A 26064-nucleotide genomic window follows, 5' to 3' on the forward strand; every position below is an offset into this window, starting at 1 on the left:
CTAGTGGCACTTATCGTCCAAAAATTCGGTGGCACCTCAGTTGGCTCAATCGAGCGAATTGAGGCCGTCGCCGACCTTGTTGTAAGAACCAAGCAGCAAGGCCATCAAGTTGTGGTGGTGCTCTCGGCTATGTCGGGAGAAACTAACCGTCTTATTCAACTCGCTAAACAAATTGATTCTCGACCAAGCGCCCGTGAGCTTGATGTACTGCTTACCACAGGTGAGCAAGTGTCTGTTTCTTTACTGGCAATGGCTATCATTAAACGTGGCCACTCAGCGGTAAGTTTGCTGGCTGATCAGGTCAACATTCGCACCGACAATATGTTTGGTAAAGCGCGTATTGAAGAGGTTGCAGCGACTCGTTTAAAGCATGAGCTTGAGCACAACCGTATTGCTATAATCGCAGGCTTTCAGGGCCGAGATATTGAAGGTAATATCACCACACTTGGCCGAGGTGGTACTGATACTTCAGCAGTTGAGATTGCGGGAGCGATTAATGCTGACGAATGTCAGATCTATACCGATGTTGATGGCGTATATACAACTGATCCGCGTATTGAACCAAATGCTCGTCGAATGAGCCATGTTACTTTCGAAGAAATGCTCGAAATGGCGAGTTTAGGTGCTAAGGTATTGCATATTCGTAGTGTAGAAGCGGCAGGAAAATACAATATACCGCTCAGAGTACTATCGAGTTTTAACCCAGATCAAGGGACCTTGATCAGTTTTGAGGAACCGGAAGTGCAAGCAAATATTGTGTCAGGTATTGCTTTCAATCGTGATGAAAGTTTGATTTATATCAATCAAATGCAATATGGGATTGAAAACCTGGCTAAAATTACGAAACTTTTTGCAGAGTTTGGTATCGAAATTGATATGATTAATCAAGTTAATCATAACTTTGAAAAAATAGACTATGCTTTTACTGTGCACACCAATGATTTTGAACAAGCATTGGAAGTTTTAACCTTAAATCAGGCTGCGCTTGGCGCAGATTCTATTAAAGGAATAAGCAATGTTGCTAAGGTGTCAGCAGTAGGAGTGGGGATGAAGTCACACTCTGGAGTAGCAAGTTTATTTTTTAATGCGCTTGCCGAAGAAAACATCAAAGTCATTTTGGTGTCGACATCTGAAATTAAGATTTCAGTTCTAATAGACGAAAAATATTTAGAGCTGGCAGTACGTGCGCTGCACAAAGTTTTTTTAACTGAAAATGAATAAGATTTAGAGTTTTTACTTACTTTTAAGTCTAGATTTCATTAGAATGTTTTTGACGCGGAATCTTTTAATTTTTTGGAATATGGGAGCAAGAGAATGCTAATACTAACTCGTAGAGTAGGTGAAACCCTTATGATCGGTGACGAAGTTACAGTTACTGTTCTTGGTGTTAAAGGAAATCAAGTTCGCATTGGTGTTAATGCGCCTAAAGATGTATCAGTACATCGTGAAGAAATCTACATGCGCATCCAAGCAGAGAAATCTAACCCAAATCCGGGCAACGTTTAATCAGCGAAAGATATTTTAAGAGCCACTCATTGAGTGGCTCTTTTATTTAGTTCTGCAATAATCTCTTCATTTAGCGCTTTTTTAGACAGGTATTGCATACCTCGACTAGCTTTCAAAATATAGCCTCGCTCAGTCTCAATTATGTCTGTAATTTGTTGCCATGTTAGTTGATAGTGTTTATAGGGATTTTCGGCTTTAACACCTTCATCATCAAACACGATAGTTACTTCACTACCTGAAGCACGACTCATCATTTGTCTGGCCACCCACCATGGACGTTTATAATAAAACGATAAGCACTCCACTACGGCAAGCATTATCATAAAACTACCTAAATAATGGTTTTCTAACTGGTAAAAGGCTAGTAGGCCTAATGTTATGAGCAATGCTAACAGAGGATATTTAGGTTTAGCCTGAGATGAGTAGGGTAAAGATTCATCAAAGCACTCGTAGTAATACGGTTTATCTAATGTGTAAGTTGTAGTTAATGTCATTCGTGGGCTCACTTAATTTGCTGATAGCAGTTTAACATTGATAAAAAAAATCTGCCGCAGTTGGTTTTCATTTAGTTGTCATTGTGAGAGCTTAATGTATGTGTATTTTAAAGGTGTAAGCTATATGTTTGTTAGTTCAATGTCGTTAGCACTTGCAATGACTACAAATACTTTTTTGGTTATGGGCGATATGCCATACACCCCGATAGATGAAATTAATCTCGCAGAAGGCGGAAAAATTGCCAAGGCAATCGCAGCGACACCTCATGAATTTTTGATGCACTTGGGCGATATGAAATCGGGCTCACTTGCATGTACGAATAAGCTTTTGCAAACTAACAAGGCGTTACTAACATCGTTGACCGAAAAACCTTTTATTTACACCCCAGGTGATAATGAATGGACCGATTGCGACCGAGAAAAGCTATCTGTGCGTTTTGATGAGCTTGAGCGGCTAAGCTTTGTTAAAGGCTTAATGTTCGACGAAGCTTATACACAAAAAGCAAAGCGGCTACAGGGTTATGCGACACAAAACGAGATGCCAGAAAATGCCCGATGGCAATTTAATGGCATTGAGTTTCGTACCTTGCATATCCCGGGCACCTTTAATGGTCGCTCGCAAATCTTAAAAAGTGATAAAAACGCAGCACTGGATGCCGCCGATATGCGTGATAAATACAATCTCATTTGGCTAAAGCAAGCACATGTTCATCAGGATGCTAAGGCCTATGTGTTTGGCTTTCAGGCAGATATTTACCACCCAACCAGTAAATCCGCTTGCAGTGAGTCACAGCGCGCCGATTGTGATGTTTTTAAAGTATACCGAGATGCCATCAGCGATTTTGCAAAGCATACCAATAAGCCAGTGCTCGTGATGCATGGTGATACAGGGCCATACTGTACACAACAGTTAGCGAGTAACTTAACGCGCTTAAATGTCCCCGGTGATTTTGCCGTAAGTGATGTCGCAAAAGTGAGTTTTATCGACGGCCAGTGGCATATAGCGAGTGTAACGACAAATAAGCCTCTCACAACGTCTTGTGAATGAAAGCGTACTCTTAGCCATCAGCTTGTAGGTTGGGTAGAACGGAGTGAAACCCAACAAGTTAGCGAGTTTCTTGACACAAGCAGTAGGCAACCTAAAGTTGCTAACTTACAAACACAAAAAAGCGGCACTAGGCCGCTTTTTTCGTAAGGGGTGATATTAGCAGTTAGTTTCTTCTGCTTTAACACCTTCTTTAACTTCTTCACATGCATCTTCAACTGCATTTTGTGTATCAGTGATTGCTTCATCTATACGCTCACCGGCTTCCTCTGCTGAGTTGTCTTCACAACCCATAATGAATAAACCTGAAAATAGGGCGATAGTAGCGGCTTTTAAAGTTGAATTTTTCATAACTAAATTCCTTGTAAATTAAATATTAGGGTTAATTAAATTTTAACTTGCTTTACTTAGGTACGTTGCCTCTAAGAGCACCTGACACTAACGAAATAACAAGCAATACTAAAAAAATGAAAAAGATAATCTTAGCAATGCCTGCTGCGGCTCCAGCAATACCGCCAAAACCTAACACTGCAGCGATTAATGCAATAACTAAAAAAGTAATGGTCCAGCGTAACATAGTGGTCTCCTTGCCTAATTAATTTTTCAAATGGTCGAGTTGAATAAAGCGAGTTTTATGCCAATCATTATTATCATTATATTTCAGTCGCTTAGCGGTTTTTGTGGGCGGGGCATGGTTATTCTTTTGGTAACTTTTACGATCAAGCGTGTAACTTATTCATAGTGATATTTTTTCATATTAATTAAATTCATTTTATATTTAGTTTTGTCTTTATTGGTAAGACCAATTTCACGCTTTGTCATGAGTTGTTACTGTAACACCTTGTTAAGCAGGGTTTTTGAACAGAACTTGCTTTTCGTCGGTTTGTTTTAATATAACTGATGGCTATATTCATTATTTTTATCATCTATAACGTAAGGTTAATTGCTGAAATAGTATGGTGTTAATTAGTTGTGCTCTATGTTATTTTGAGTTTAATTGGTTTTACCAATTTACAATAGGCTATACAAATTATTTTTGTTTGTTATTATCGCTGAATAAATATTTAACAAAAATGATTTTTTATTTTTAATCATCGAAGGGGAGTTGTATGGATATTGGTGAATTGCTCACAACTGCAGGCAGCTTAATGGTGACAGGCATGGTTGGCGTGTTTGTTTTTCTGAGCATTTTAATATCTGCGGTTATTTTAATGTCGAAAGTTGTAAGCCGATTCGATGATCCTACAAGTGTAGAGCCAACACGAACAGCAAAAATTCAACCTCAACAGGGTGTGCCTCAGGCACATATTGCCGCGATCAGCGCTGCAATTGCACAATTTCGAAATAAACAAAAATAATGGGGCAGCTTAAACATGGCTAAATTAAAACTTACAGAATTAGTATTGCGTGACGCTCATCAGTCTTTATTGGCCACGCGTATGCGCTTAGACGACATGCTACCCATGGCTGAAAAACTTGATAGTGCAGGTTATTGGTCTATTGAATCATGGGGTGGAGCAACCTTTGACTCATGTATCCGTTATTTAGGTGAAGATCCTTGGCAACGTATTCGCGAATTAAAAGCGGCAATGCCAAATACTAAACAGCAAATGCTATTGCGCGGACAAAACCTTTTAGGCTACCGCCATTATGCAGACGATGTTGTCGAAAAGTTTGTAGAGCGAGCCCATAAAAATGGTGTAGATGTGTTCCGAATTTTCGATGCTATGAACGATGTACGTAATCTTGAAACTGCAATTAAAGCAGCGGTTAAAGTAGGCGCACACGCTCAAGGTACTATTTCGTACACCGTAAGCCCAGTGCACACACTTGATATGTGGCTTAAACTTGCGAAACAGCTCGAAGAACTAGGCTGTCATTCTATTTGTATTAAAGATATGGCTGGTTTATTGAAGCCATATGATTGTGAGCAGTTAATCAAAGGTTTAAAAGAAACCGTATCTATTCCTATCGCGATGCAATGTCACGCGACGACAGGATTAAGTACTGCAACTTACCAAAAAGCTATAGATGCAGGTATCGATATGCTTGATACCGCAATTTCATCTATGAGTATGACTTATGGTCATAGCGCCACAGAAACAATCGTGTCGATTGTTGAAGGCACAGAGCGAGATACCGGCCTAGATTTAAACCAACTAGAAGAAATTGCCGCTTACTTCCGTGATGTTCGTAAAAAATATGCTGCTTTTGAAGGTAGCCTAAAAGGTGTTGATGGCCGTATCTTATTAGCACAAGTGCCAGGTGGTATGTTAACTAACATGGAAAACCAGCTTAAAGAGCAAGGTGCTGCCGATAAGCTTGATCAAGTATTACTTGAGATCCCACGTGTTCGTGAAGACTTAGGCTATATTCCACTGGTTACTCCAACGTCTCAAATTGTCGGTACTCAAGCGGTACTTAATGTATTGACTGGTGAGCGCTATAAAACGATTACCAAAGAAACCGCTGGTGTACTTAAAGGTGAGTACGGTGCAACGCCAGCGCCTATGAATAAAGAGCTACAAGAACGTGTTCTAGATGGCGCAGAAGCAATTACTTGTCGTCCTGCTGATAAACTTGAACCTGAACTTGAGAAGCTAGAAGCTGAATTATTAAAAGAAGCTAAAGAGCAAGGTTTAGAGCTTGCTGATGATGTGATTGATGATGTGCTTACCTATGCATTATTTCCACAAATTGGTCTTAAGTTTATTAAAAACCGAAATAATCCTGATGCATTTGAAGCTATTCCTACAGGTGAAGTTGCTAAGTCAGAAAGCAAACCAGCTGCAGCAAACTCAGTAAAAGCTGAGCAATACAGCGTTAAAGTTGATGGCAAAGTTTACGATGTCGTTGTAGCACAAGGTGGTGAGCTTAAAGAGGTGACTTTAAAAGACAGTGAGTTAATTCCTCAGTCTGCTTCAGCGTCTGCTGGCGAAACTTTAAACGCGCCATTGGCGGGTAATATTTTCAAAGTGAAAGTAAAGCCAGGCCAAACAGTAAACCAAGGTGATGTAGTTATCATTATGGAAGCGATGAAAATGGAAACTGAAATTCGCGCTGCACATACCGGCACGGTTGCTGAAGTTTTAGTTGCCGAAGGTGATTCTGTTGCCACTGGCGATGCATTAATCGCGCTGGCGTAGGAGACAGAGAATGGATGGTCTTTTAAATCTCTGGCATGCAACAGGTATCGCTAACTTTACCTTTCCTGCCTTGATCATGATTACGGTTGGTTGCTTATTGTTATATCTAGCAATTGCTCGTAATTTTGAACCCTTGCTATTGTTACCAATAGGCTTTGGGGCGATCTTAACGAATATTCCTGCTGCAGGCTTATCTGAACCGGGTGGACTGCTTTATTATGTGTATCACATAGGGATTGATTCTGGGGTGTTTCCACTTCTGATCTTCATGGGGGTTGGCGCGCTGACAGACTTTAGTGCCTTGATAGCAAATCCGCGTATGTTGCTGTTAGGTGCAGCTGCGCAGTTTGGTATTTTTGCTACTTTATTTGGTGCAATTCTACTTAACTTTATTCCTGGCTTTGAATTTACGCTACGAGATGCATCGGCAATTGCCATTATTGGTGGTGCGGATGGTCCAACGGCTATTTTCTTAGCATCTAAATTGGCACCAGACTTACTTGGGGCTATTGCAGTAGCGGCTTATTCATATATGGCACTAGTGCCAATTATTCAGCCACCAATTATGCGTGCACTAACAACGCAAGCAGAACGCGAAATTCAAATGCCACAACTTCGTACTGTATCGAAAAAAGAGAAGATTATTTTTCCTTTAATGGTGCTCAGTTTAACTATCTTGTTTTTACCAGCTGCAACACCGCTTGTAGGTATGTTCTGCTTAGGTAACTTGATGCGCGAATCGGGTGTGGTCGATCGTTTAAGTAACAGTGCACAAAATGAAATCATCAACATTACCACGATTTTCTTAGGCTTAGCGGTAGGTTCAAAGCTTGCTGCTGATAAGTTCTTAACGGTAGAAACTATCGGTATTTTGGTGTTAGGTGCATTAGCGTTTGCGATTGGTACAGCTTCAGGGGTGTTTATGGCAAAAGGTCTTAATAAGATCTCTAAATCGCCAATAAACCCATTAGTAGGCGCTGCGGGTGTTTCAGCGGTACCAATGGCAGCACGTGTGGTGAATAAAGTAGGTCTTGAAAGCAATCCGCATAACTTCTTGTTAATGCATGCTATGGGACCAAACGTTGCAGGGGTATTAGGAAGTGCCGTTGCAGCAGGTATTTTGTTAGCGATTGTTGGCTAAGTCGATTTACTTCCAACCGACTGGCGCAGTAATTTTACTGCGCTTTTTTTTGCCTATAGACTAGGGTCACCCTAAAGAAATTGTAGTTAAATGATAGTTGTGTAAGGAAGCCACCATGAATATCTTTATTATCTTACTATGCCTTTTTGTTGCCTTGGTTATTCTAATACCGCTACTTGAAAAGTATCAGTCTAAAATGGGGCTTGATGGCGCTACAAAATACGCAAAGTACATTTGGCCACTGGTGATGATTTCGCTAATTATTCAACTTATTTATGTTTTATTAAGGTAATAATAGCTTCTGTGTTGTGTTTTATTTCAGGCATGAATCGCGCCTGCGCAAGCTCATACTTGCTTTCAATTATTGAAGAGAATAAAGGTCATTAAGGCTGATTTTGTGGCAGGCACTAAAAAGCCGCTTCATCATTGAAGCGGCTTTTTTAATGTTTACTCAATTACTTATTTAACGCTAATTGTAACTCACGGTTACGTTGTAATTGCGCTAAGAAGTTATCAGCAATCGGTTTAAACTTAGCTAGCTCATCACGCGGTAAAGGCTCTGATTTAGGTAGTTTGACCGTTTTCGGATTACGGTGTACACCGTTTACTAAGAATTCATAGTGTAAGTGTGGGCCAGTTACACGGCCAGTTGCACCAACCGTACCAATTTTTTGCCCCTGCTTCACTTTTTGACCTGTTTTTACCAGACGTTTGTTCAAGTGAAGGTATTTAGTTACATATTGAGTGCCGTGGCTAATAAATACGTAGTTACCATTGTATTTGCTGTAACCCGCTTTAATCACTTTACCATTACCCGATGAAACTACCGGTGTACCTGTGCGAGCAGCATAATCAATACCATTATGCGGCTTAACAGTTTTAGTTACAGGGTGTAAACGGCGAGGGTTGAAGCTTGAGCTAATATATTTAAAGTTAACAGGCGCGCGTAAGAAAGCTTTTTTCATACTACGGCCTTCAGGCGTATAGAAGTTACCATCAGTATGGCGAATCGCTGTATAACGTTCACCTTGGTTTATGAATTCTGCTGCAATGATTTTACCATCACCAATGTATTCACCATCAACATAGTGGGTTTCGTAGATTAGACCGAATTGGTCACCCTTACGAATATCATTTGCAAAGTCGACATCCCAACCAAAAATATCGGCAAAGTTCATTATTTGACGCTCGCTTAAACCTGCGGCAATACCCGATGTCCAGAAGCTGTTGCTGATTTCACCACCGGCAGACTTGCTGAGGGTTTCAATTTCTTTGCTGTCGATTGATGTATCGTAGTTACCTTCGTCATTTAATGTAACGTATAAGGTATCTGTTTTTGAAATTACATAACGAAGCTGCGCTAATGAGCCATCTTCGGCGGTTGCAAAACTTAAAATTTCACCCGGATGAATTTTTGTTAACTTGCGCGTTTCAGCGTTTGTGTTAACTAGTTTGTGCAGAGTTTGCGCTGAGAAGCCCGCGCGCTTAAAAATAAGAGCTAAATTATCGCCATTGCGAACTTCATGATCAACAAGCTCGTATTCTGGAAGTTTTGCTGCTGCTTGCTCCGAATTTAGTTCAGTTAGTTTTTCGTTATCATCAACTTTAACTTGTAATTCGTAGCGTTTACCAATTTCAAGTGCGTTTGCACTGTTATCCTTTGAGGCGGTGGCTTTTTCAGAAGGCAAAAGTGCCAAGCCGGCAATAGCAGAAACCAAACCTAGAATGAGCAGTTTGTGTTTTTTGGGGAGTTTGTGCACTACATGAACCATAACGTGCCTTTTCTGCTGTCAAGAAAATTAATTACTAATATTGCAGGATATACCTAAAATAGCGCAAATACCAGTGTTTTGTAGATTTAAACTGGCGCTAATTTGCGCTAGAATTGGCCTGCGCGTTAAACTTTTTTGGTTGAATTTGCAGCATGTGTCGTCAGTTAAACTAATTTGCTGTTAGTTAACTAAAGTACCTTCAATAAAATGCAATAACGCGGTATAAAGAACAATCATGCGCGCTGCCTGCAGGGCTGTTTCTTAAACTATTTAAGTTAGGCTTTTTTTAGTGTCACTCTTTTGATGCTAACTAGCTAAATTTTAAAGTTTTTAGCTCTATAATTATAACCCTGACAGGCCACCACGCCCCGGTAGCTGAATTTTTGGAGTAATACACAGTGGATTTACAAACCGCTCTAGCTGAGATAAAACGCGGTGCAGAAGAGATATTAATTGAAGACGAATTAGTTGAAAAACTAAAGTCAGGTAAGAAACTTAAGATCAAAGCGGGTTTCGATCCAACTGCGCCTGATCTGCATTTAGGTCATACAGTTCTTATCAACAAAATGAAAACCTTCCAAGACCTAGGTCACGAAGTGATTTTCTTAATCGGTGATTTCACCGGTATGATTGGTGATCCAACGGGTAAAAACGTAACACGTAAACCGTTAACTCGTGAAGATGTTTTAGCCAACGCTGAAACATATAAAGAGCAAGTATTTAAGATCCTCGATCCTGCTAAAACAACTGTTGCGTTCAACTCTACTTGGATGGAGAACTTAGGTGCGGCAGGTATGATTAAACTGGCTGCGCGTCAAACAGTAGCACGTATGCTAGAACGTGATGACTTTAAAAAGCGTTATGCCAACGGTCAATCAATTGCTATCCACGAATTTTTATATCCACTGGTACAAGGTTGGGACTCAGTTGCATTAGAAGCTGATGTTGAGCTTGGCGGTACAGACCAACGCTTTAACTTACTAATGGGTCGTGAACTACAAAAAGACGAAGGCCAAAAGCCACAAACAGTGCTTATGATGCCACTGCTTGAAGGTACCGATGGCGTTCAAAAGATGTCTAAGTCATTAGGTAACTATATTGGTATTACTGATGAGCCGAACGATATGTTTGGTAAAGTGATGTCTATTAGCGATGAGCTAATGTGGCGTTACTATGACTTATTAAGTGCATTATCAATCGAAGAAATTGCAGCTCTTAAGCAGCGTGTTGCTGATGGTGCAAACCCGCGCGACATCAAGATTGAATTAGCGAAAGAACTGATTGCACGTTTCCACAGTGAAGAAGCAGCCGAAGGTGCTCATCAAGATTTCATCAAGCGTTTCCAAAAAAATGCATTACCAGATGAGATCCCTGAAGTGACAGTTACTATCGCTGAAGACACTGTGTTTATCACTAACTTACTAAAAGAAGCTAATCTTGTTGCAAGTACCTCAGAAGCGATGCGTATGATCAAGCAAGGTGCAGTTAAATTAAATGGTGAAGAAAAAGTAACGGATACTAAGCTTGAAGTTGCAAAAGGCACAACTCAGATTTACCAAGTAGGTAAGCGTAAGTTTGCTAAAATCACCTTAGCTTAATCAAGCTAATAGAAATAAAAAACCAGCTACGGCTGGTTTTTTTGTGCTTATATTTTGATTAGTTTGTGAATAGGCTAATTACTTCAATCCCGACTATCAGCAGTAACCAAAATGCTTTCGCTTGGTTTAAACGATTCACTAAAGCGGCAATATCATCAGCATTTGGTAAACGGTCGGTACCTACACGCATCTTATTAAATCGCTCTTCTTGATATAGCGCCGGACCGCCTAATTGCACTTGTAATGCCGCAGAGGTCACACTTAATAGCCAGCCTGTATTAGTTTGATAAAAGTGTCTTCCATAGTGCTTAATATAATGAAAACTCTGCTTGCTGGCATTGCTTGTAGCAATCGTTAAAGCCAATAATCGAATGGGTAACCACTCTAATACAAACAGTAATTTAGCAATGGTAGTTAAAAACGGGTTATTTGGCTTACGATTCTTACGCCATGCTTGATGCATTAAAGTGAGTAAGCGATAAACCAAAGCAAGGATAGCGCCGCCAATTATATAAAAGAAAATAACGGCAAAATAATGCCGCGCACTTTGCAGCACCAGTGACTCCATGGTGGCTTTACAAATTCCAGGAGCCGATAAACGTGAAACATCACGAGCAACAAGGCTTGTAAGTAGCTCTCTTGCTGTCGCTTTTTGATTTAGCTTAACTAATCTTGCTATCCGCAGTGATTTTTTCTCTTGGGCACGACTACTTAGTAATAAATACAAAATTAAGCCGTTTAATAACTCAGGATAAAAAGCAAATTCTAAAAAAAGTACAACCAGTGTCACTATAACTAACACAGTGAAGGTGAATGCCAAGGTTGATGCTAAATACTGATAACTTTTGGGGTTAGAAGGGCTGTATAAACGCTCACCAAGAGCAGAAAAAATAACGCTTAAAAAGGTACTAGGATGATACCAACTAACCAAAGGAAAAAAGCGCTCAGCAATGAGCGCTACAAAAAATACAATAATGTCCAAATGGTTTTGAACAATATTTGTAATCACCTTATAAACTCACCGACGTCAGCTTCTCTAAAAGAGCAACAACCATTTTTGATGAGTTGATAGATGCAGTTTCGATATACTCTTCAAATGATTGCGGTGATTCTTTGCCTGCTATGTCAGACATTGAACGAATAACAACAAATGGTGTTTCTAATACGTGGCAAGCCTGTGCAATTGCTGCGCCTTCCATTTCAACTGCAAGCATAGTTGGGAATTCAGCGCGAGTTTTTTCAATTCGTACTGGGTCACACATGAATGAGTCACCTGTACAGATTAGACCAATCATGGTCTTAACATCACTAATTTGACTTACGCTTTGCTCAGCCGCTTCAATCAATTTAGGGTGTGCAGCAAAGCCTGCTGGCATCTGTGGCACCTGACCGATTTCGTAGCCAAATGCAGTAACGTCTACGTCATGATGACGTACTTCTGATGAGATAACTACATCGCCAACGTTTAATGATGGCTCAAAACCACCTGCAGAGCCTGTGTTGATCACACAATCAGGGCTAAAATTATCGATAAGCAGTGTTGTTGCAACAGCAGATGCAACTTTACCAATACCTGACTGTACTAAAGTAACTTTATTACCCGCTAATTCACCCGTGTAAAATGTAAAGCCAGCCTTAGTCATAGTGCTTGGGTTTGCCATTGCTTCGCGTAAAATTTTTACTTCTGGCTCCATCGCGCCAATAATACCAACGTGCATAATATTTGATTCCTTAGATTGAATACCGAGATTATATACGCAACCAGGTATGGTTACGAGAATCAGCTAGCGGAAAAACAAAAAAGCAGACCTAAAGTCTGCTTTCGCCAAATTTATGACAGCTTATATTTCAGCAAGTGCTGTAGCTGTTGAATGTGCTTTTGCTTGTGATGGTGATAATACAGCTGGCTTAGTTACGCGATTTCGCGTTGGTCTAATTGGTGCTGCCGCAGGCTTACCAAGCTTGAACATGATTGCATCACGTACTTCTCTTGGTTGATATCCTGATTTTACTTTCATACGAATATGAGGAATACCCGCGGCTTCTAATGCGCCACTTACAAACCAATCACGCTGAGCTTTATGGCCATCGCGGTTAGTGTTATTAACTAAATCAACAGCGGCAACAATGGTAAGTTTGTCTTTGTCGATTAGTACATAATCTAGTTGCTTATTTTTTGCTTTGGCAATAGCTGCGCGTTTAGCTTTAACAGACAAGCCTTGTTTGCAGTCAATTAAATCAATGAGTTTAACGCGACTCACGATTTTGTATTGATCGCCAACGGCACGTTCAAGAAGATGTAAAAATGCACTCTCTACTTGCGTAAAAACACTTTGCTTACGAGTGAAAGGATAAGGGTTTCCGCCTTCATCGGTAAACTTTGACGCAACAACAGAGGCTACTACGACTAAAACTAAAATTGATAATAAAGCGAATTCCATATGGTAACTCCACAACAACAAATTGACACTCAAAATAATTAGCAATTAGTGTGCCTAAGTGTGCGGAGTCACCTGAATTTTTTAAGCCGTGTAGCCGCCATCAATTCCTTTAACAGCAATTGCCACTGCATCGTGGGCATGAAGTGATTCGTAGTGGTTTATTTGTAGCCAGTAATCTGCGTAATTTTGCTCTTCGAGTAAGCCTTTAATTTTACGTGCAGCGTCTTCGCAGAACATTAGGTTTTGACCATTTAAGCGGGCAAACTCTTGCTCGTCTTCACGTTTAACGGCTGCTTGCACAGGCGTTTTAAGCTCTGCTTCTAAAGCATCAATCAGGCCAACCACATCAAAACTATCAATTTCGCTGTCGAGCTTTACTTTGACGTTTGCAATTGAGCGCTGTGAGTGTGGTGTAGCCACAATGCCATCTGTTGTGCCCAGCCATTCTAAAACAGTCTGCTTATCAATATCTTGCTCTGCAAACTTTTCGCTAAATGCATTTTGAATTAGTTGTCGTGCAAGGGCCGCTGAGCATGGGCATGTTGACGAGTAGGTCACATCAACCATTAATTCAAAGCTTAATACACCTTGGTTTATTTTAGCGATTAAGTGGATAGGGTAGTTTTTCCAGCCCACTTTACCACTTAATAGTGATTTGCGGCGCAAAGGCAGCTCAAATTTAAACTCGATCTGTGCTTGGTCACTTAGGTCATCATGACTACTGATAAAGGCATCAAGTGCTTGAGCAAGGGTTTGGGGATTAACTTGTTGCTCGGTTGATAAGGTATCAAGCGCCAAAAATAAACGCGACATATGAATGCCTTTGGCATCTTCTTTATGTAAATTAACAAAGGCGCGTGCTTTAGCAATTACATTTACTGGGGCTTGGTTACGAGTTTCAAAAATGAAAGGTAGTTCAATTTCACCCATGCCAACCCAGTCTAACTTACCCGTTTTTAACGCTGGGGCCGTATCAGCAATATCTGGCATTGTGGTTTGCATGGTAATACTCATTCTTTGCAATTAATAAAGCGCGATATTTTACATGAAAAAATATAAAAAGAAGTGCCATACGTGAAAAAATTATATGTTTATCACAACATGTGAATATTTCTAAAGGATTAGTGATAAAATTAGCTATGCTGTTTTTTTCGATTATGTGCCTAAGCTTTAATATATGATTGATTCTTCTATGAGTCCGTGGGCTCGCACACTCTCAAGCTTTATTTCTAAATACGGTGAATTTAAGACCGCTGCGGCTTGCTATGCCTTATTATTAGTGATGTCGCTGATTTTATCTTGCATGTTTTATTATGTTGCAGTGGGTACTGTCACCTTGGTAGATGTTTTAGCGGTGATGTTTTTTACCGCAGTTGTATCGCCAATTTTGATTTCGGTACTGCTAAATTCAATTCGCCAGCTCGAAGCATCATATAGCTATTTAGATAGCGCCACTAAGCAAGAAAAACTATTAAACCAAACGTTAAAAGACAATATCAGTCGCTTAAATGAAGAGATTGATGAGCGTAAAATGGCGTTTCACGCTAAGCACAGAGCAATTGAAGAGCTCAGACGTGAAATCGCTGAGCGCAAGAAAACTCAACAAGAATTAGCCCAACAAGGTATGTTATTGCGCTCAATTGTCGACTCCTCTCCTGATTTATTTTATTACCGTGATAACAACGGCGTCTTTGCTGGCTGTAATAAAATGTTTGAGCAAGTGATTGGAAAAAGTGGCGAAGAGTTAATTGGCAAAAGTGTAGAGGAAATCTACCCAAGTAATTACTTACCTGAAGTACTGCGCACCGACAAAAAAGTATCGCAAACGCATCAAGCCCTAACGCTTGATGTTGAATATCCCGTTAATGGTGAAAAGCGCTGGTTTGAAATGCGTAAATTGCCGTTTATTAACGAAAAAGGGGAGTATATTGGTTTGCTCGCTTTCGGCCGTGATATCACCAGCCGTAAAGAGGCGGCTCAAGCCCTTGAAGCAGCTTATAAAGACAAAGGGAAGTTTATTGCCACATTGAGCCATGAACTTAGAACGCCTTTGAATGGCATTGTAGGCTTAACACGTATGTTGCTTGATACTGAGCTTGATAAACAGCAGCGTAGCTGGTGTAACACAGTGTTTTCGAGTGCTGAAACCCTTGGAAATATTTTTAACGATATTATTGATTTAGATAAAATTGACCGTGAGCAGCTAGATATCGTTACTGACTCAGTAAATGTAGCTGACTTTATCAATGATGTTGTTAACTTTGCTGGCCTAATTGCTGAACAAAAGAGTCTTGATTTCAATATCAAACGAAAAGGCACGTTGGATGTGTATGCATCGCTTGACCCAACTCGGTTACGTCAAGTTGTGTGGAACTTAATAAATAATGCCGTTAAGTTTACACAGCAAGGTCATGTTGAGCTTGAATGTATTCGTGAAAATCGCCCAGATGGCCCTTGGTTAGTGATGCGTGTTAGTGATACCGGTCAGGGGATCCCGCAAGAACAACTACACCGTATTTTTGACATGTACTACAAAGCACCAGACATCAATGGCACCAATGCTATTGGCTCAGGTATTGGGCTTGCAGTAACAAAAGCACTGGTTACTGCGATGAAAGGTGAAATACATGTAAGCAGCACAGAAGGTGAGGGCAGCGTTTTTGTGGTAGAGATCCCACTTAAACTCTGCATTGCGCCTACAGAGCAAAATTATGCGGTTCGTAGTTTAAACATTCTACTTGTTGAAGATGTCCCGCTTAACGCTGAAATTGCCACAAATTTACTTGAGCAGCGTGGTCACGAAGTTATTTGGGCTGAAACCGGTGAAGATGCGCTGTCGTTTGTCTACACAGAAGATGACTTAGACCTCGTATTACTTGATATGCAATTGCCAGATATCAACGGTGATGAAGTTGCTCGCCAAATTCGTGACGATGAGCACTTTGATAACCTACCAATCGTTGCCTTAACTGCTAACGTGCGTAGTGCTGAAGAAGAGCTTGCTGGTATTAACATTCAAGGCGCGCTTGCGAAGCCAATTAATACAACCAAGCTTGATAAAATGCTTGGTGAGCTGTTTGATATTAAACAACAAAAAAGTTCTCAGTCAGAAACAATCAAGCCAGTGTCAGTCAAAGATTTGTCAGGTATCCGCGTTGAGTTACTTGATATTGAAACCATTGAAGACTTTGTTGGTTCAATGGGGTTAACTATCTTCAACCGTAGTTGTGAGCTGTTTAATAAGCTAAACCCACAGTATCAAACTGAGCTTGCAGATGCGTTAGCAGCAGATGATAGAGAAGAGTACAAATCGGTGGCGCATAAATTAAAAGGCGCAGCTGGTTCTGTAGGCTTAAACGATGTTCAGTTACACGCTAAGAAGATGGAGCATGGAGCGCTTGAAGAAAGTAGTGAAGAGTTACAAAAGTGGCTTGATGAACTAGCAGTTAAAATAAATGAAGGGCGCGAAGCCCTCCAATTATTTTTACAACAACTAGAAAATTAATTCTAATTAGCTGTCGATTTTACCGATGAAACGATAGCCTTCACCATGGATGGTGCTGATTAGTTCAGATGTGCTGTTATCGCTTTCAAAGTGTTTTCTGATACGACGAATTGTTACGTCTACAGTACGGTCGTTAGCGCGAAGCTCACGGCCAGTCATGTGCTTGATTAATTGCTCACGGCTGAAAATACGGCCCGGTGAGTCAAGCATTAAGCGTAGCGCACGATATTCACCTTTAGGTAAACGTTTAGCGTCACCACTTGGAGATGTTAAACAACGGCTGTTTTCATCAAGTTCCCAACCGTTAAATGTAATAACACCATTTGTTTCGATATTTGCTTCTTCGCCGCCTAAAGCTGTGCGCGAAATTAGGTTACGAGCACGGATAGTTAGCTCGCGCGGGTTAAATGGTTTTGTGATGTAATCATCAGCACCAATTTCTAGACCTAAAATGCGATCAACGTCGTTGTCACGACCTGTTAAGAAAATTAAACCCACGTTTCGTTTTTGACGAAGTTCACGTGCTAAGATTAGCCCGTTTTTACCTGGTAGGTTGATGTCCATAACTACAAGGTTCACATCATCATTATTTGTAAGCTTGTCATGCATATCATCGCCATCAATGGCTTCAATAACTTTGTAACCTTCAGCTTCAAATAAACTAACGAGGTTTAGTCGAGTTACGTCTTCATCCTCTACGATCAGAATGACTGGCGTTTGCATTGTATATTAACCTTTTCGGAAATTTTATTTACAAAAATTCGGTATTATCAAGCAAAACCGAATACTAGAGATTATAGGATTAGATCCAATTGTTAACAAGTAAAATCAATTTGGATAAAACTTAGCCATAGCTAACAATCGAGATTGCACTTTAAAGTTATGCTGCAATACGTGCTGCTTATTGATATACAGTCGGATTTTATTTCCTTCTTGAACCAGAGAGGCTATACCGCCATTTTCTAAAAAACTAATACTTTCGCCTATTGTTAAAGTATTTAATGAAATTGTATCGGTCCAAAGTGGAAGTATATCATTTTCTAATGTTTCATCAATGTATGTGATATCACAAACTTGAGAAAGTTCAGAAATTTGCTGAGTTTTTTTCACTAAAATTACTTTGATTGGTTTTTTGTTAATTTGCAGTTCATTTTTCTCTTTAAGATACGAGCCCGGACCATTTTCTAAATCGTAAAAACAAAATGTAACAGGGGGAGGATCTACTTGATCATCAAACTTGGTGAACTTGGCAATCTGATATAAAAATGCAGACTTAACTTGCTCTGGTGACTTTGCGAAAGCAGAGTTCACACTAAGCAAAAGAACGACTAAATAACACACCCAACGCATCACATGTCACCTTCATGCAAAGGTAGTGTGATTATAAAGTGCACGCCTTCTTGATTAAGCTCATCATATACAATCGTTCCTCCAAGTGCTTGGGTTACAAGGTTGTAAACTAGGTGCATACCTAAACCGCTTCCGCCTTCACCTCGCTTAGTGGTGACAAAAGGATCAAAAATACGCTTCTTAATTGATTTATCAACACCAATACCATTGTCATAGTAATCGATAATAAGGCTGCTCTCATTACGTTCAACGTCAAATCTAACTTCGTTGCCAATATCATCAGTAAAGCCGTGAATAACAGAATTGCTTAAAAGTTGCTGTAATACTTGTTGTAACGGTCCAGATTTAGTTTCGATACTAAAGTTACTATTACAATTGATAATGATTTTTGGGTTGCGGTATTGTATTTCTGAGCGCATCGACATAATTACATCACTTAATAAGTCATGCAGATTTATTTTGGTACTCATTTCTACATCTTGATTCACAGCTACTTTTTTAAAGCTAGAAACCAATTCTGCTGCACGGTTAAGGTTTCGATAAATTAAGTCGAGGTTTTCAATACCATCATCTATGAAACGCTTTAGGTGTGATGAGGTTAAGGTTTTTTGCTCAAATAAACTGTTTATTTCTGCAAGTTTATCGCGAAGTAATGTTGAACCTGTGATACCTAAACCAATCGGCGTGTTAACTTCATGGGCAACGCCTGCGACCATTTGGCCAAGAGAGGCCATTTTTTCATTTTCTACAATTTGGTTTTGATATTGATGCATTCGCTCAAGGGTATTGAGTAGCTCTTGATTCGCTTCTCGTAGGGCGATTGTGCGCTGATTTACTTTTTCTTCAAGGCTTTGGTTCAGTTGCTTAATTTCTTGCTTGTCATTTTCATGGCGCTCAATCTGCTTTTGAGTACGGGCAAGCATGATATTTAAGCTATTAGCTAGTTGATTGATCTCGTCAACATTGGTTTTTTGCGCACGTGTTTCGTAGTTGTGGTTTCTAGATACGTCTTGCAGCAGGTTACTCAAATTATCGATTGGGCTTGCTATGCGTTTTTGAATGCGTCTAGAAACAAAATACACAATAACCAAGACAAAAAGAGTCAACAAAATATCGATAAAAATCTTCTTGTTAATATATTGGTTTAGTCTTTCTAAGTCACCACGGACATAGGCATAGCCAATCGTATTACCTTCATAAACAATAGGTTTTATTAGCTCTATCGCTTTGTTTTTAAATTGAGGTTCTAATAGCTCATCAATATTATTAACTTTAATTGGTACTGGAGGGGTTCTTATTGCGTTAAAACTACTAAAGAATTTAGGCTTATTTGATAACTCATCAATAGCATAAATGTGCACATTTTTGATCATAGGCACAGATTCAAATAGTTTTAAACGCTCTGCTTCTGTTTCATTATCATCAAAAAGCACTGTTACTTGCGCATTGTAGGCAATGATTTCTGCAAGTAGGGTGATTTTGTCAACTATTAACGCTTTTTGTTCTTTAACGTCAAGATAAGTCGATATCGAAATCGACAAAGATAGGCATAGCGCAGTGACGAGCATGACCGCATTTGCCAACGCTTTACGAATACTTGTTTGTGCCGAAAATAGTGACATGCGCGATAGAAGGCCAATCTTTTTATATTGTTATTAAAAATTAAGTCTAGCAAAAACAGAAAAAGTAACTAAATATTTAATAAAATATTTTTGTTATGAATAAGCTATTTTACAAATTGTTATGAAGCTGAGTAAACGGCAAATTTAGTATTTTTAAAATCGGTGCTGTACTGGCCAAATTGCGCTTCTAAAATGGGTGGATATTTTAAGAAGCTGTTAGCAACAATGGTCAATTTTCCTTGCTTACTCAAGTGCTGCTTTGCAGAGCTTAGAAAGGCCTCGGCAATGGTGTAGTCTGTGGCAATACCCGTGTGGAAAGGCGGGTTACTGATAATTAAATCAAATTTACCCTCAATGCTTGCTAAACCATCACTTAATATGGCTTCACCTTTGAGATTATTTAGTGCCAGTGTTTGTTCTGTAGCGTAAGTTGCAAGGGCACTTACATCGCTACAAACAAATTCTAGCTCAGGCTGCTTTAAACCTAAGTAGGTGGCAATTATGCCTGCCCCACAAGCAAAATCGAGCACTTTTCCCTTGTTAATAGAAGGGGCATGGTTAAGTAGTACCGCGGTACCAACATCAAGAGCACCGTGGTTAAATACCCCTGGTACACTGATAGCAGTGAATTCAACATCACCAGCTTTAACTTGGAATTGTTTGTGATAGCGGCTGATATCGAAGTTATCATTTAACGTAAGCTCAGAGAACATATACAAAATACAATGCTTAGCACTATCGATTTTGTTACTAAAGCCACAGTAGTCTTTTAGTTGTTTCTCTGCTGATTTAACGCCGCTTTTATTTTCACCAACCACAAAAAGCTGAGCATCTTGCTGGCAAACAGCACGGATATTATCAAGGCACATTAGTGCCTCTGGCTTAGCTTTTGGGTAGTAATAGATAACTAAATCGTAGTTACCATTTGGAATAGTGTGATCAACCACAGCATGTACACCTGCAATTTTGCTGGCATACATGGCATTAGCGTGGTTATAACTGAACGCAGTAATTTTTGCGTCTGGGTTTAGCGTTTTAAGTTCGCGTAAAAAGCCATCTTGCTCAAAGTTAACCACTAAAATCGACTGGCCAACAAGTTCGTCTTCATTTCGAAGCAATAATAAACTTGGGTTGGTTAACTTACTCATGCTGCTTTTACCTTTTATTACTTAGTACGCTCAAACATCAAGTCCCATACGCCGTGACCTAAGCGATGACCGCGTTGCTCAAATTTTGTCAATGGACGTGAATCTGGGCGAGGAACGTAATCATTGGTTTCTGATTGGTTTTTGTAACCTTCAACAACTTGCATTACTTCAAGCATATGCTCGGCATAGTTTTCCCAGTCAGTCGCCATGTGAAAAACACCACCAATTTTTAATTTGCTACGTAGTTTTTGCGCAAACTCAGGCTGCACGATACGACGCTTGTGGTGACGCTTTTTATGCCATGGATCAGGGAAAAATAATTGCAGTTTAGATAAACTCTCATCAGCAATACAATCAGCAAGCACTTCAACTGCATCATGCTCGAATACACGTAAGTTGGTGATCCCTGCTTCGTCAGCGTCCATTAAACAAGCGCCAACACCAGGGCGATGAACTTCAATACCAATAAAGTTAAGCTCAGGTGCGTTTTTAGCCATTTCAACCAGTGATTTACCCATACCAAAGCCGATTTCTAGTACGACATCGTTATCGTTACCGAATACTTCTTTTAGATCGAGCATACCATTTTTATGCTCAAGGCCCATTGTTGGCCAACACTTTTCGATGGCGGCTGCTTGGCCCTTTGTTAGGCGACCTTCGCGCTTAACGAAACTACGAATCGTGCGGATATATTTACCCTCTTGCTTTGCTTGCTCGAGGTTTGGGTTACTTGAGTCATTCATATAATTTGGCCTGATAAAAAACACTGACTATAGAAAAAGGTTGCGTATTATCCCTGACCTGCGCCTTGAGTACAATAGTAAGAACCTGTTTATCTTTCGAGATTAATTTTGCAGCCATATGTGGGTTATTTAGGCAAGGCGGAGTCTGTTCGACTTGCTTGGCCTAACTAACTGCAATAGACTTGGCCGCAATGAGCTTCAGCAAGTAAAGATGTTATTTTGAATTTAAGCAATAAGGAGTCAACTTGGTTTGCAAACCAAGTGGTTGACTGGTATCACCTTCACGGCCGTAAAACTCTTCCATGGCAGTTAAATAAAACCCCTTATAAGGTATGGATCTCTGAGGTCATGCTGCAGCAGACTCAAGTCGTAACTGTTATTCCTTACTTTGAAAAGTTTATGCAAAGCTTTCCTGACATCATTGCGCTTGCAAATGCGGATGAAGATCAGGTGTTGCACCACTGGACTGGCCTTGGCTATTACGCTCGTGCACGCAACTTACATAAAACAGCAAAAATAGTTCGTGATAAATACCAAGGGCAATTTCCAACCACACTTGAAGAGGTGATGGACTTGCCGGGCATTGGTCGCTCTACTGCAGGGGCTATCTTGTCTTTATCGCTTGGCCAACATCACCCAATTCTAGACGGTAATGTAAAACGAGTACTGGCGCGCTTTTTTATGATTGAAGGCTGGTATGGGGTGAAAAAGGTCGAAAACCAGCTTTGGTCATTATCATCGCAATTAACCCCTAAAGAGTCGGTCACTGAGTTTAATCAGGCAATGATGGATTTAGGTGCAAGCCTTTGTTCGCGTAGTAAATTTGATTGTGAGCCGTGCCCTTTAAATAGTAAATGCCTTGCTTTTAATGAAGGCAAAGTTAAAGAGTTCCCACATTCAAAACCGAAAAAGGCAGTGCCTAAAAAGTCATGTCATCAGCTGATCCTAGCCTGTGACAATAAAGTACTTATGGAAAAACGCCCGAGCTCTGGAATATGGGGCGGCTTGTTTGGCTTTTTTGAGTTTAGCGAATTAACTGAACTAGAAACATTTTTAGCTCAGCACGGTTTAACTGCAAATACGCAGGCACTTGAAGCCTTTACCCATGTGTTTTCGCATTTTGAACTGACTATTAATCCGCATGTTTTAACATTGCCAAATATTCCAGATCTTATCAATGAGCGACAACTGGTTTGGTATCCGCTTGATGAGTCCGTTGAAGTTGGCCTTGCAGCGCCAACGAAAAAGCTGGTTAAACAATTAAGCACAATAGATTACAATAGCATCACGCAATAAGAGTAGAGAGCAATTATGGCACGTACAGTATTTTGTCAAAAGTTACAAAAAGAAGCTGAAGGCTTAGGCTTCCAACTTTACCCAGGTGAGCTTGGTGAAAAGATTTTCAACAACATCAGTAAAGAAGCGTGGGGCCAATGGCAACACAAGCAAACGATGCTGATTAACGAAAAGCATTTAAACATGATGGACCCAGAGCACCGTGCTTTTTTAGAAGAGCAAATGGTCGGTTTCTTATTTGAAGGTAAAGACGTAGAAATCGAAGGCTACCGTCCACCAGAAAAATAAACCAAGAAAATAAAGTAAAAAGGGCCGTTATGGCCCTTTTTTGATAAGTACTATTTGTCATTCTTGTTCGGCTTTTTGTATTTGCTCTTTTATATATTGAGCGACTTTAGAGTATTCAATTTCATAATTATCTCTAAGCTCAATTAATTCATCACTTGTAGGGTCTTCATTTTTACAGCGATGTTCAAATTGTTCAGCTAACTCAGCGACTTTCATTGCACCTATCGTTTTTGAGATAGATTTTAACTGGTGGCATGAGTTTATTATTTTCTCAAGATCAAGCTCGATAACCCCTGCATTTACTTCACGGCTAAGTTGATTACTTTGCTCTAAATACATTTTATAAAAGCGTAGCTTTTTAGCTTCATCATTATTTACGTATTTAGATAATACGCTCATATCAATAGGGATAGCAGGTTTAGGCGGGGCCAGTTTCACCTCTTCAGGGTTAGCTTTATAAGCACATTTATGAAGTGCGGCTTCAAGTACATTTAACTCAACAGGCTTTGTTATATAGTCATTCATTCCTACATTTAAACAGCGCTCTTTTTCGCCTTTAAGAGCGTTTGCTGTGATAGCAATTATGTAAGGTTGAGCATTAATGTCTTCGAGTTGAGAAGCTTCATTGCGGATCTTTTCAACCATGTCGTACCCTGACATTTTTGGCATGTGCAAATCAGTTAAAATAATTGAGTGATGGCCTGCTCGCCATATATTAAGACCTTTTTCGCCATTTTCAGCAAGCTCAACACCATAGCCTAACAAGTGAAGTTGATCTGTTAACACTTGCTGGTTTAGCACATTATCTTCTACTAAAAGCACGAGTTTGTTTTCGTCACGAGCTTGGTCAACGCTCAAGTAATCATTGAAAGATTTGGTTGAGACAACTTGTTTTGGTGTGTGTAAACCCGCAGCCACTAACAGCGACATCATGAAGTTTGACTTACAAAATGGTGACGCATTTAAGTAGAAGATATTTTTATGATTTACCGCCGCTTCATCTAATTTACTCAACACGATAACTTGCTGGTTATTATCTTCTAGTGTGTAGAGTAAACGGCGCAAGATATAGTTAATATCCTCCATTCCCTCTATACCATCGAGGATCCAGATAATGTTTTCGTTATCTTGTTCCGCCTCTATTAAATCATTGCTATCGGCAAAAACATGAGTCGCTCCCATAAAAGATAAATAACGGGCAAGCAAAGCTTTACGGCCACTATGTTGTGTTACCACAACAACACGATGGCCTTTCATTGTATGTCTGTGGGCGAGATCTACTTTACCTTCGGTGCTAAATGGTAAATCGACAACAAATTCACTACCAATACCTAAGTCACTACTAACAGAAATACTGCCCAACATAAGTTCTGTTAAGCTTTTACAAATTGATAATCCTAAACCGGTACCACCATATTCTCGAGTAATAGAGCCTTCGGCTTGAATAAAGGGGTTAAAAATTTCACGAAGCTGGGCTTGCGTCATTCCTTTACCATTATCAGAAACAGTAAAACGCAATGTGTAATGATCGGTTGTGTTCTGAGCAACCTCAACAGATATTTTTACATGACCTTTTTTGTTTTCATCTGTGCTTGTGAACTTAATAGCATTACTACATAGGTTATAGAGTACCTGACGAACTCGAACGGTATCGCCGATTAAGTTTGTGGGAATATCGGGTGCTATAGCAAGTTCAAGTTCAAGGTTTCGTTTTTTTGCAACTGATGACAGAACGCGAGCTACTTCTTCAACAGTATCCGAAACAGAAAATGGAATATTATCTATATTAAGCTTACCTGCCTCAATTTTCGAGAAATCGAGAATATCGTCTAAAATACCTAACAAAGAAAACGCAGAATCACGGATAATAGTACTTAGCCTGTGCTGGGCACCATCAAGCTCAGTTTGGCGAAGTAAATCAATGGTACCAATCACACCATTCATCGGTGTGCGAATTTCGTGACTCATGGTTGCTAAAAAGGTTGTTTTGGTCTCATTCGCTTGTTCTGCTTTTAAAGTTGCTTGTTCAAGCGCGAGAGTTCTGTTGTGTACTTCTGTTTCTAGGCCGCTTTGTAGTTTTTGCAGATCGGCTTGCGCTGCTTTATTTTCTTTAATTGCGGATTGAACCTTTCTCAGCAATTGATTGATATTTTCAGCAACAATATCTAATCCGAACTCAAGATTCTCTGTAACATGCGTGTTGTAGTCAGCATTATTCGTGATCGCAATTAACTCTTGGCTTAAAGAGCCGCTACTTTTAGTAAAACGTTTATTGATAAATATACTCATCGCAATTGACAAAATTATCAGCGCTAATACAGCTAAAGCGGCTAAAGCATATGAAACCCCAGCTGATTGAACTACAGGTTGTTCAGTTGGATGCTGTTTAACTATAAGCTCGCCGACTGGTTGGTCGTTAAACTCAAGCACAGTATGAACAAGCATGTTTTGTTCGAGTTGCTGATTAACTTTACTTGCATCAATTCGCTCTTGATTACTTGCAAACACCAGTGAGACATCACCATTTACTTCATACCGGTATAAGTAGTAATCAAAATTATTGTTTAGCAACAAACTAACATCTAATACCTCTTTTACTTTATCTTGTCCTGGCATTGTTAATGCGCTTATTAAAGGAGCTGATAACTGAGATGCAACTTGTGATGCGGTGAGTTTGGGTTGTGATGTTTGTTTTTCAGAATTGTTGGAAGGGTAAAAAGCTAGAGCAGTAACTGCTAAAAGTGTGATAACAAGATTCGTAATAATAAAAAGCGGTAACAGGCCTTTTACAGGAGAAGTTGATTTACTTCGCATAGCTTTAATCCAACAATTTATACTGCAATAGTAGGTATATTCTTGATAATTAGATAATCCTACCATCAATGAAGAAAAATTCACCACGTTTTTAGACTAGGAAATTGATTAAAAACATAAGACGTTGTAAAAGCGCATAAGTTTGTTGAATAAAT

Annotated in this window: 25 protein-coding genes; 11 read left to right on the forward strand and 14 right to left on the reverse strand. The window is 39.8% G+C overall.

Going from position 1 to position 26064, the window contains the following annotated elements; all coding sequences use genetic code 11:
• Nucleotides 1-3 precede the first annotated feature (3 nt).
• Both L1264_RS02025 and csrA read left to right on the forward strand, forming a co-directional pair.
• The gene (locus tag L1264_RS02025; RefSeq protein ID WP_199526248.1) at nucleotides 4-1221 is read left to right on the forward strand and encodes an aspartate kinase; all 1218 of its coding nucleotides are present in this window, start codon (nucleotides 4-6) and stop codon (nucleotides 1219-1221) included.
• Nucleotides 1222-1314: 93 nt separating this feature from the next.
• Nucleotides 1315-1506 (forward strand): carbon storage regulator CsrA, encoded by a 192-nt coding sequence (gene csrA / locus L1264_RS02030; RefSeq protein WP_036970495.1) that lies wholly within the window; start codon nucleotides 1315-1317, stop codon nucleotides 1504-1506.
• 26 nt (nucleotides 1507-1532) lie between these two features.
• Here csrA and L1264_RS02035 read toward each other — a convergent pair whose 3' ends face one another.
• The gene (locus L1264_RS02035) at nucleotides 1533-2000 is read right to left on the reverse strand and encodes a YcxB family protein (RefSeq protein WP_199526247.1); all 468 of its coding nucleotides are present in this window, start codon (nucleotides 1998-2000) and stop codon (nucleotides 1533-1535) included.
• A 124-nt stretch (nucleotides 2001-2124) separates the two neighbouring features.
• Here L1264_RS02035 and L1264_RS02040 point away from each other — a divergent pair, with 124 nt between their 5' ends.
• Entirely contained in the window at nucleotides 2125-3048 is a 924-nt protein-coding gene (locus tag L1264_RS02040; protein ID WP_199526246.1) for a hypothetical protein, read from the forward strand.
• A 156-nt stretch (nucleotides 3049-3204) separates the two neighbouring features.
• On the opposite strand, the gene L1264_RS02045 is transcribed toward L1264_RS02040, so the two are convergent.
• Together L1264_RS02045 and L1264_RS02050 are read right to left on the reverse strand one after the other, a co-directional pair.
• Complete coding sequence (locus tag L1264_RS02045) at nucleotides 3205-3396, reverse strand: hypothetical protein (RefSeq protein WP_135925841.1); 192 nt, start codon at nucleotides 3394-3396, stop codon at nucleotides 3205-3207.
• Nucleotides 3397-3448: 52 nt separating this feature from the next.
• Nucleotides 3449-3622 (reverse strand): DUF1328 domain-containing protein, encoded by a 174-nt coding sequence (locus L1264_RS02050; protein ID WP_064485886.1) that lies wholly within the window; start codon nucleotides 3620-3622, stop codon nucleotides 3449-3451.
• 532 nt (nucleotides 3623-4154) lie between these two features.
• Between L1264_RS02050 and L1264_RS02055 the strand changes: the two genes are divergently transcribed.
• The 4 genes from L1264_RS02055 (at nucleotide 4155) to L1264_RS02070 (ending at nucleotide 7624) form a co-directional block, all read left to right on the forward strand.
• Nucleotides 4155-4403: an OadG family protein gene (locus L1264_RS02055; RefSeq protein ID WP_135925840.1), complete on the forward strand. Its 249-nt coding sequence runs from the start codon at nucleotides 4155-4157 to the stop codon at nucleotides 4401-4403.
• A gap of 15 nt (nucleotides 4404-4418) precedes the next feature.
• Complete coding sequence (oadA, locus tag L1264_RS02060; RefSeq protein WP_199526245.1) at nucleotides 4419-6191, forward strand: sodium-extruding oxaloacetate decarboxylase subunit alpha; 1773 nt, start codon at nucleotides 4419-4421, stop codon at nucleotides 6189-6191.
• Nucleotides 6192-6201: 10 nt separating this feature from the next.
• Nucleotides 6202-7332, forward strand: a complete 1131-nt coding sequence (locus tag L1264_RS02065; protein ID WP_199526244.1) for a sodium ion-translocating decarboxylase subunit beta — start codon at nucleotides 6202-6204, stop codon at nucleotides 7330-7332.
• A gap of 115 nt (nucleotides 7333-7447) precedes the next feature.
• Nucleotides 7448-7624 carry a hypothetical protein gene (locus tag L1264_RS02070; protein ID WP_165385086.1) on the forward strand — a complete coding sequence of 59 codons (177 nt, stop codon included), beginning with the start codon at nucleotides 7448-7450 and terminating at the stop codon, nucleotides 7622-7624.
• A 163-nt stretch (nucleotides 7625-7787) separates the two neighbouring features.
• Here the strand turns inward: L1264_RS02070 and L1264_RS02075 are convergent, their stop codons facing one another.
• Complete coding sequence (locus L1264_RS02075) at nucleotides 7788-9104, reverse strand: peptidoglycan DD-metalloendopeptidase family protein (RefSeq protein ID WP_135925837.1); 1317 nt, start codon at nucleotides 9102-9104, stop codon at nucleotides 7788-7790.
• A 398-nt stretch (nucleotides 9105-9502) separates the two neighbouring features.
• On the opposite strand from L1264_RS02075, the gene tyrS reads away from it, so the two are divergent.
• A complete protein-coding gene (gene tyrS, locus L1264_RS02080) occupies nucleotides 9503-10702 on the forward strand; it encodes a tyrosine--tRNA ligase (RefSeq protein ID WP_135925836.1) in 1200 nt (399 codons plus the stop codon).
• Nucleotides 10703-10760: 58 nt separating this feature from the next.
• On the opposite strand, the gene L1264_RS02085 is transcribed toward tyrS, so the two are convergent.
• The 4 genes from L1264_RS02085 to folE2 form a co-directional block, all read right to left on the reverse strand.
• Nucleotides 10761-11711: a regulatory signaling modulator protein AmpE gene (locus L1264_RS02085; RefSeq protein ID WP_199526243.1), complete on the reverse strand. Its 951-nt coding sequence runs from the start codon at nucleotides 11709-11711 to the stop codon at nucleotides 10761-10763.
• Between the two features lies 1 nt (nucleotide 11712).
• Nucleotides 11713-12420: a 5'-methylthioadenosine/S-adenosylhomocysteine nucleosidase gene (mtnN, locus tag L1264_RS02090; protein ID WP_135925834.1), complete on the reverse strand. Its 708-nt coding sequence runs from the start codon at nucleotides 12418-12420 to the stop codon at nucleotides 11713-11715.
• A 123-nt stretch (nucleotides 12421-12543) separates the two neighbouring features.
• Nucleotides 12544-13143, reverse strand: coding sequence for a DUF2726 domain-containing protein (locus L1264_RS02095; protein ID WP_135925833.1), 600 nt, complete (start codon nucleotides 13141-13143; stop codon nucleotides 12544-12546).
• A gap of 81 nt (nucleotides 13144-13224) precedes the next feature.
• The gene (gene folE2, locus L1264_RS02100; protein ID WP_135925832.1) at nucleotides 13225-14145 is read right to left on the reverse strand and encodes a GTP cyclohydrolase FolE2; all 921 of its coding nucleotides are present in this window, start codon (nucleotides 14143-14145) and stop codon (nucleotides 13225-13227) included.
• Between the two features lie 175 nt (nucleotides 14146-14320).
• Between folE2 and arcB the strand changes: the two genes are divergently transcribed.
• Entirely contained in the window at nucleotides 14321-16648 is a 2328-nt protein-coding gene (gene arcB, locus L1264_RS02105; RefSeq protein ID WP_199526242.1) for an aerobic respiration two-component sensor histidine kinase ArcB, read from the forward strand.
• Nucleotides 16649-16654: 6 nt separating this feature from the next.
• On the opposite strand, the gene arcA is transcribed toward arcB, so the two are convergent.
• The 5 genes from arcA to trmB all read right to left on the reverse strand — a co-directional run bounded on the left by arcA (nucleotide 16655) and on the right by trmB (nucleotide 21511).
• Entirely contained in the window at nucleotides 16655-17371 is a 717-nt protein-coding gene (arcA, locus tag L1264_RS02110) for a two-component system response regulator ArcA (RefSeq protein WP_054551295.1), read from the reverse strand.
• Nucleotides 17372-17476: 105 nt separating this feature from the next.
• Nucleotides 17477-17998 carry a YfiR family protein gene (locus tag L1264_RS02115; RefSeq protein WP_135925830.1) on the reverse strand — a complete coding sequence of 174 codons (522 nt, stop codon included), beginning with the start codon at nucleotides 17996-17998 and terminating at the stop codon, nucleotides 17477-17479.
• A complete protein-coding gene (locus tag L1264_RS02120; RefSeq protein WP_199526241.1) occupies nucleotides 17998-19620 on the reverse strand; it encodes a HAMP domain-containing sensor histidine kinase in 1623 nt (540 codons plus the stop codon). Before L1264_RS02120 ends, L1264_RS02115 begins: the two co-directional genes overlap by 1 nt.
• 119 nt (nucleotides 19621-19739) lie before the next feature.
• Nucleotides 19740-20768: a 16S rRNA (guanine(1207)-N(2))-methyltransferase RsmC gene (rsmC, locus tag L1264_RS02125; protein WP_199526240.1), complete on the reverse strand. Its 1029-nt coding sequence runs from the start codon at nucleotides 20766-20768 to the stop codon at nucleotides 19740-19742.
• A 17-nt stretch (nucleotides 20769-20785) separates the two neighbouring features.
• Nucleotides 20786-21511, reverse strand: coding sequence for a tRNA (guanosine(46)-N7)-methyltransferase TrmB (gene trmB / locus L1264_RS02130; RefSeq protein ID WP_199526239.1), 726 nt, complete (start codon nucleotides 21509-21511; stop codon nucleotides 20786-20788).
• 219 nt (nucleotides 21512-21730) lie between these two features.
• Between trmB and mutY the strand changes: the two genes are divergently transcribed.
• Nucleotides 21731-22807, forward strand: a complete 1077-nt coding sequence (gene mutY, locus L1264_RS02135) for an A/G-specific adenine glycosylase (protein WP_206769093.1) — start codon at nucleotides 21731-21733, stop codon at nucleotides 22805-22807.
• Between the two features lie 15 nt (nucleotides 22808-22822).
• Complete coding sequence (locus tag L1264_RS02140) at nucleotides 22823-23095, forward strand: oxidative damage protection protein (protein WP_036970432.1); 273 nt, start codon at nucleotides 22823-22825, stop codon at nucleotides 23093-23095.
• 57 nt (nucleotides 23096-23152) lie between these two features.
• On the opposite strand, the gene L1264_RS02145 is transcribed toward L1264_RS02140, so the two are convergent.
• Nucleotides 23153-25909 (reverse strand): ATP-binding protein, encoded by a 2757-nt coding sequence (locus tag L1264_RS02145; protein WP_199526238.1) that lies wholly within the window; start codon nucleotides 25907-25909, stop codon nucleotides 23153-23155.
• Between the last annotated feature and the right edge of the window lie 155 nt (nucleotides 25910-26064).

It is taken from the genome of Pseudoalteromonas sp. APAL1 (genome assembly GCF_021532475.1).
GTDB lineage: Bacteria > Pseudomonadota > Gammaproteobacteria > Enterobacterales > Alteromonadaceae > Pseudoalteromonas > Pseudoalteromonas lipolytica_C.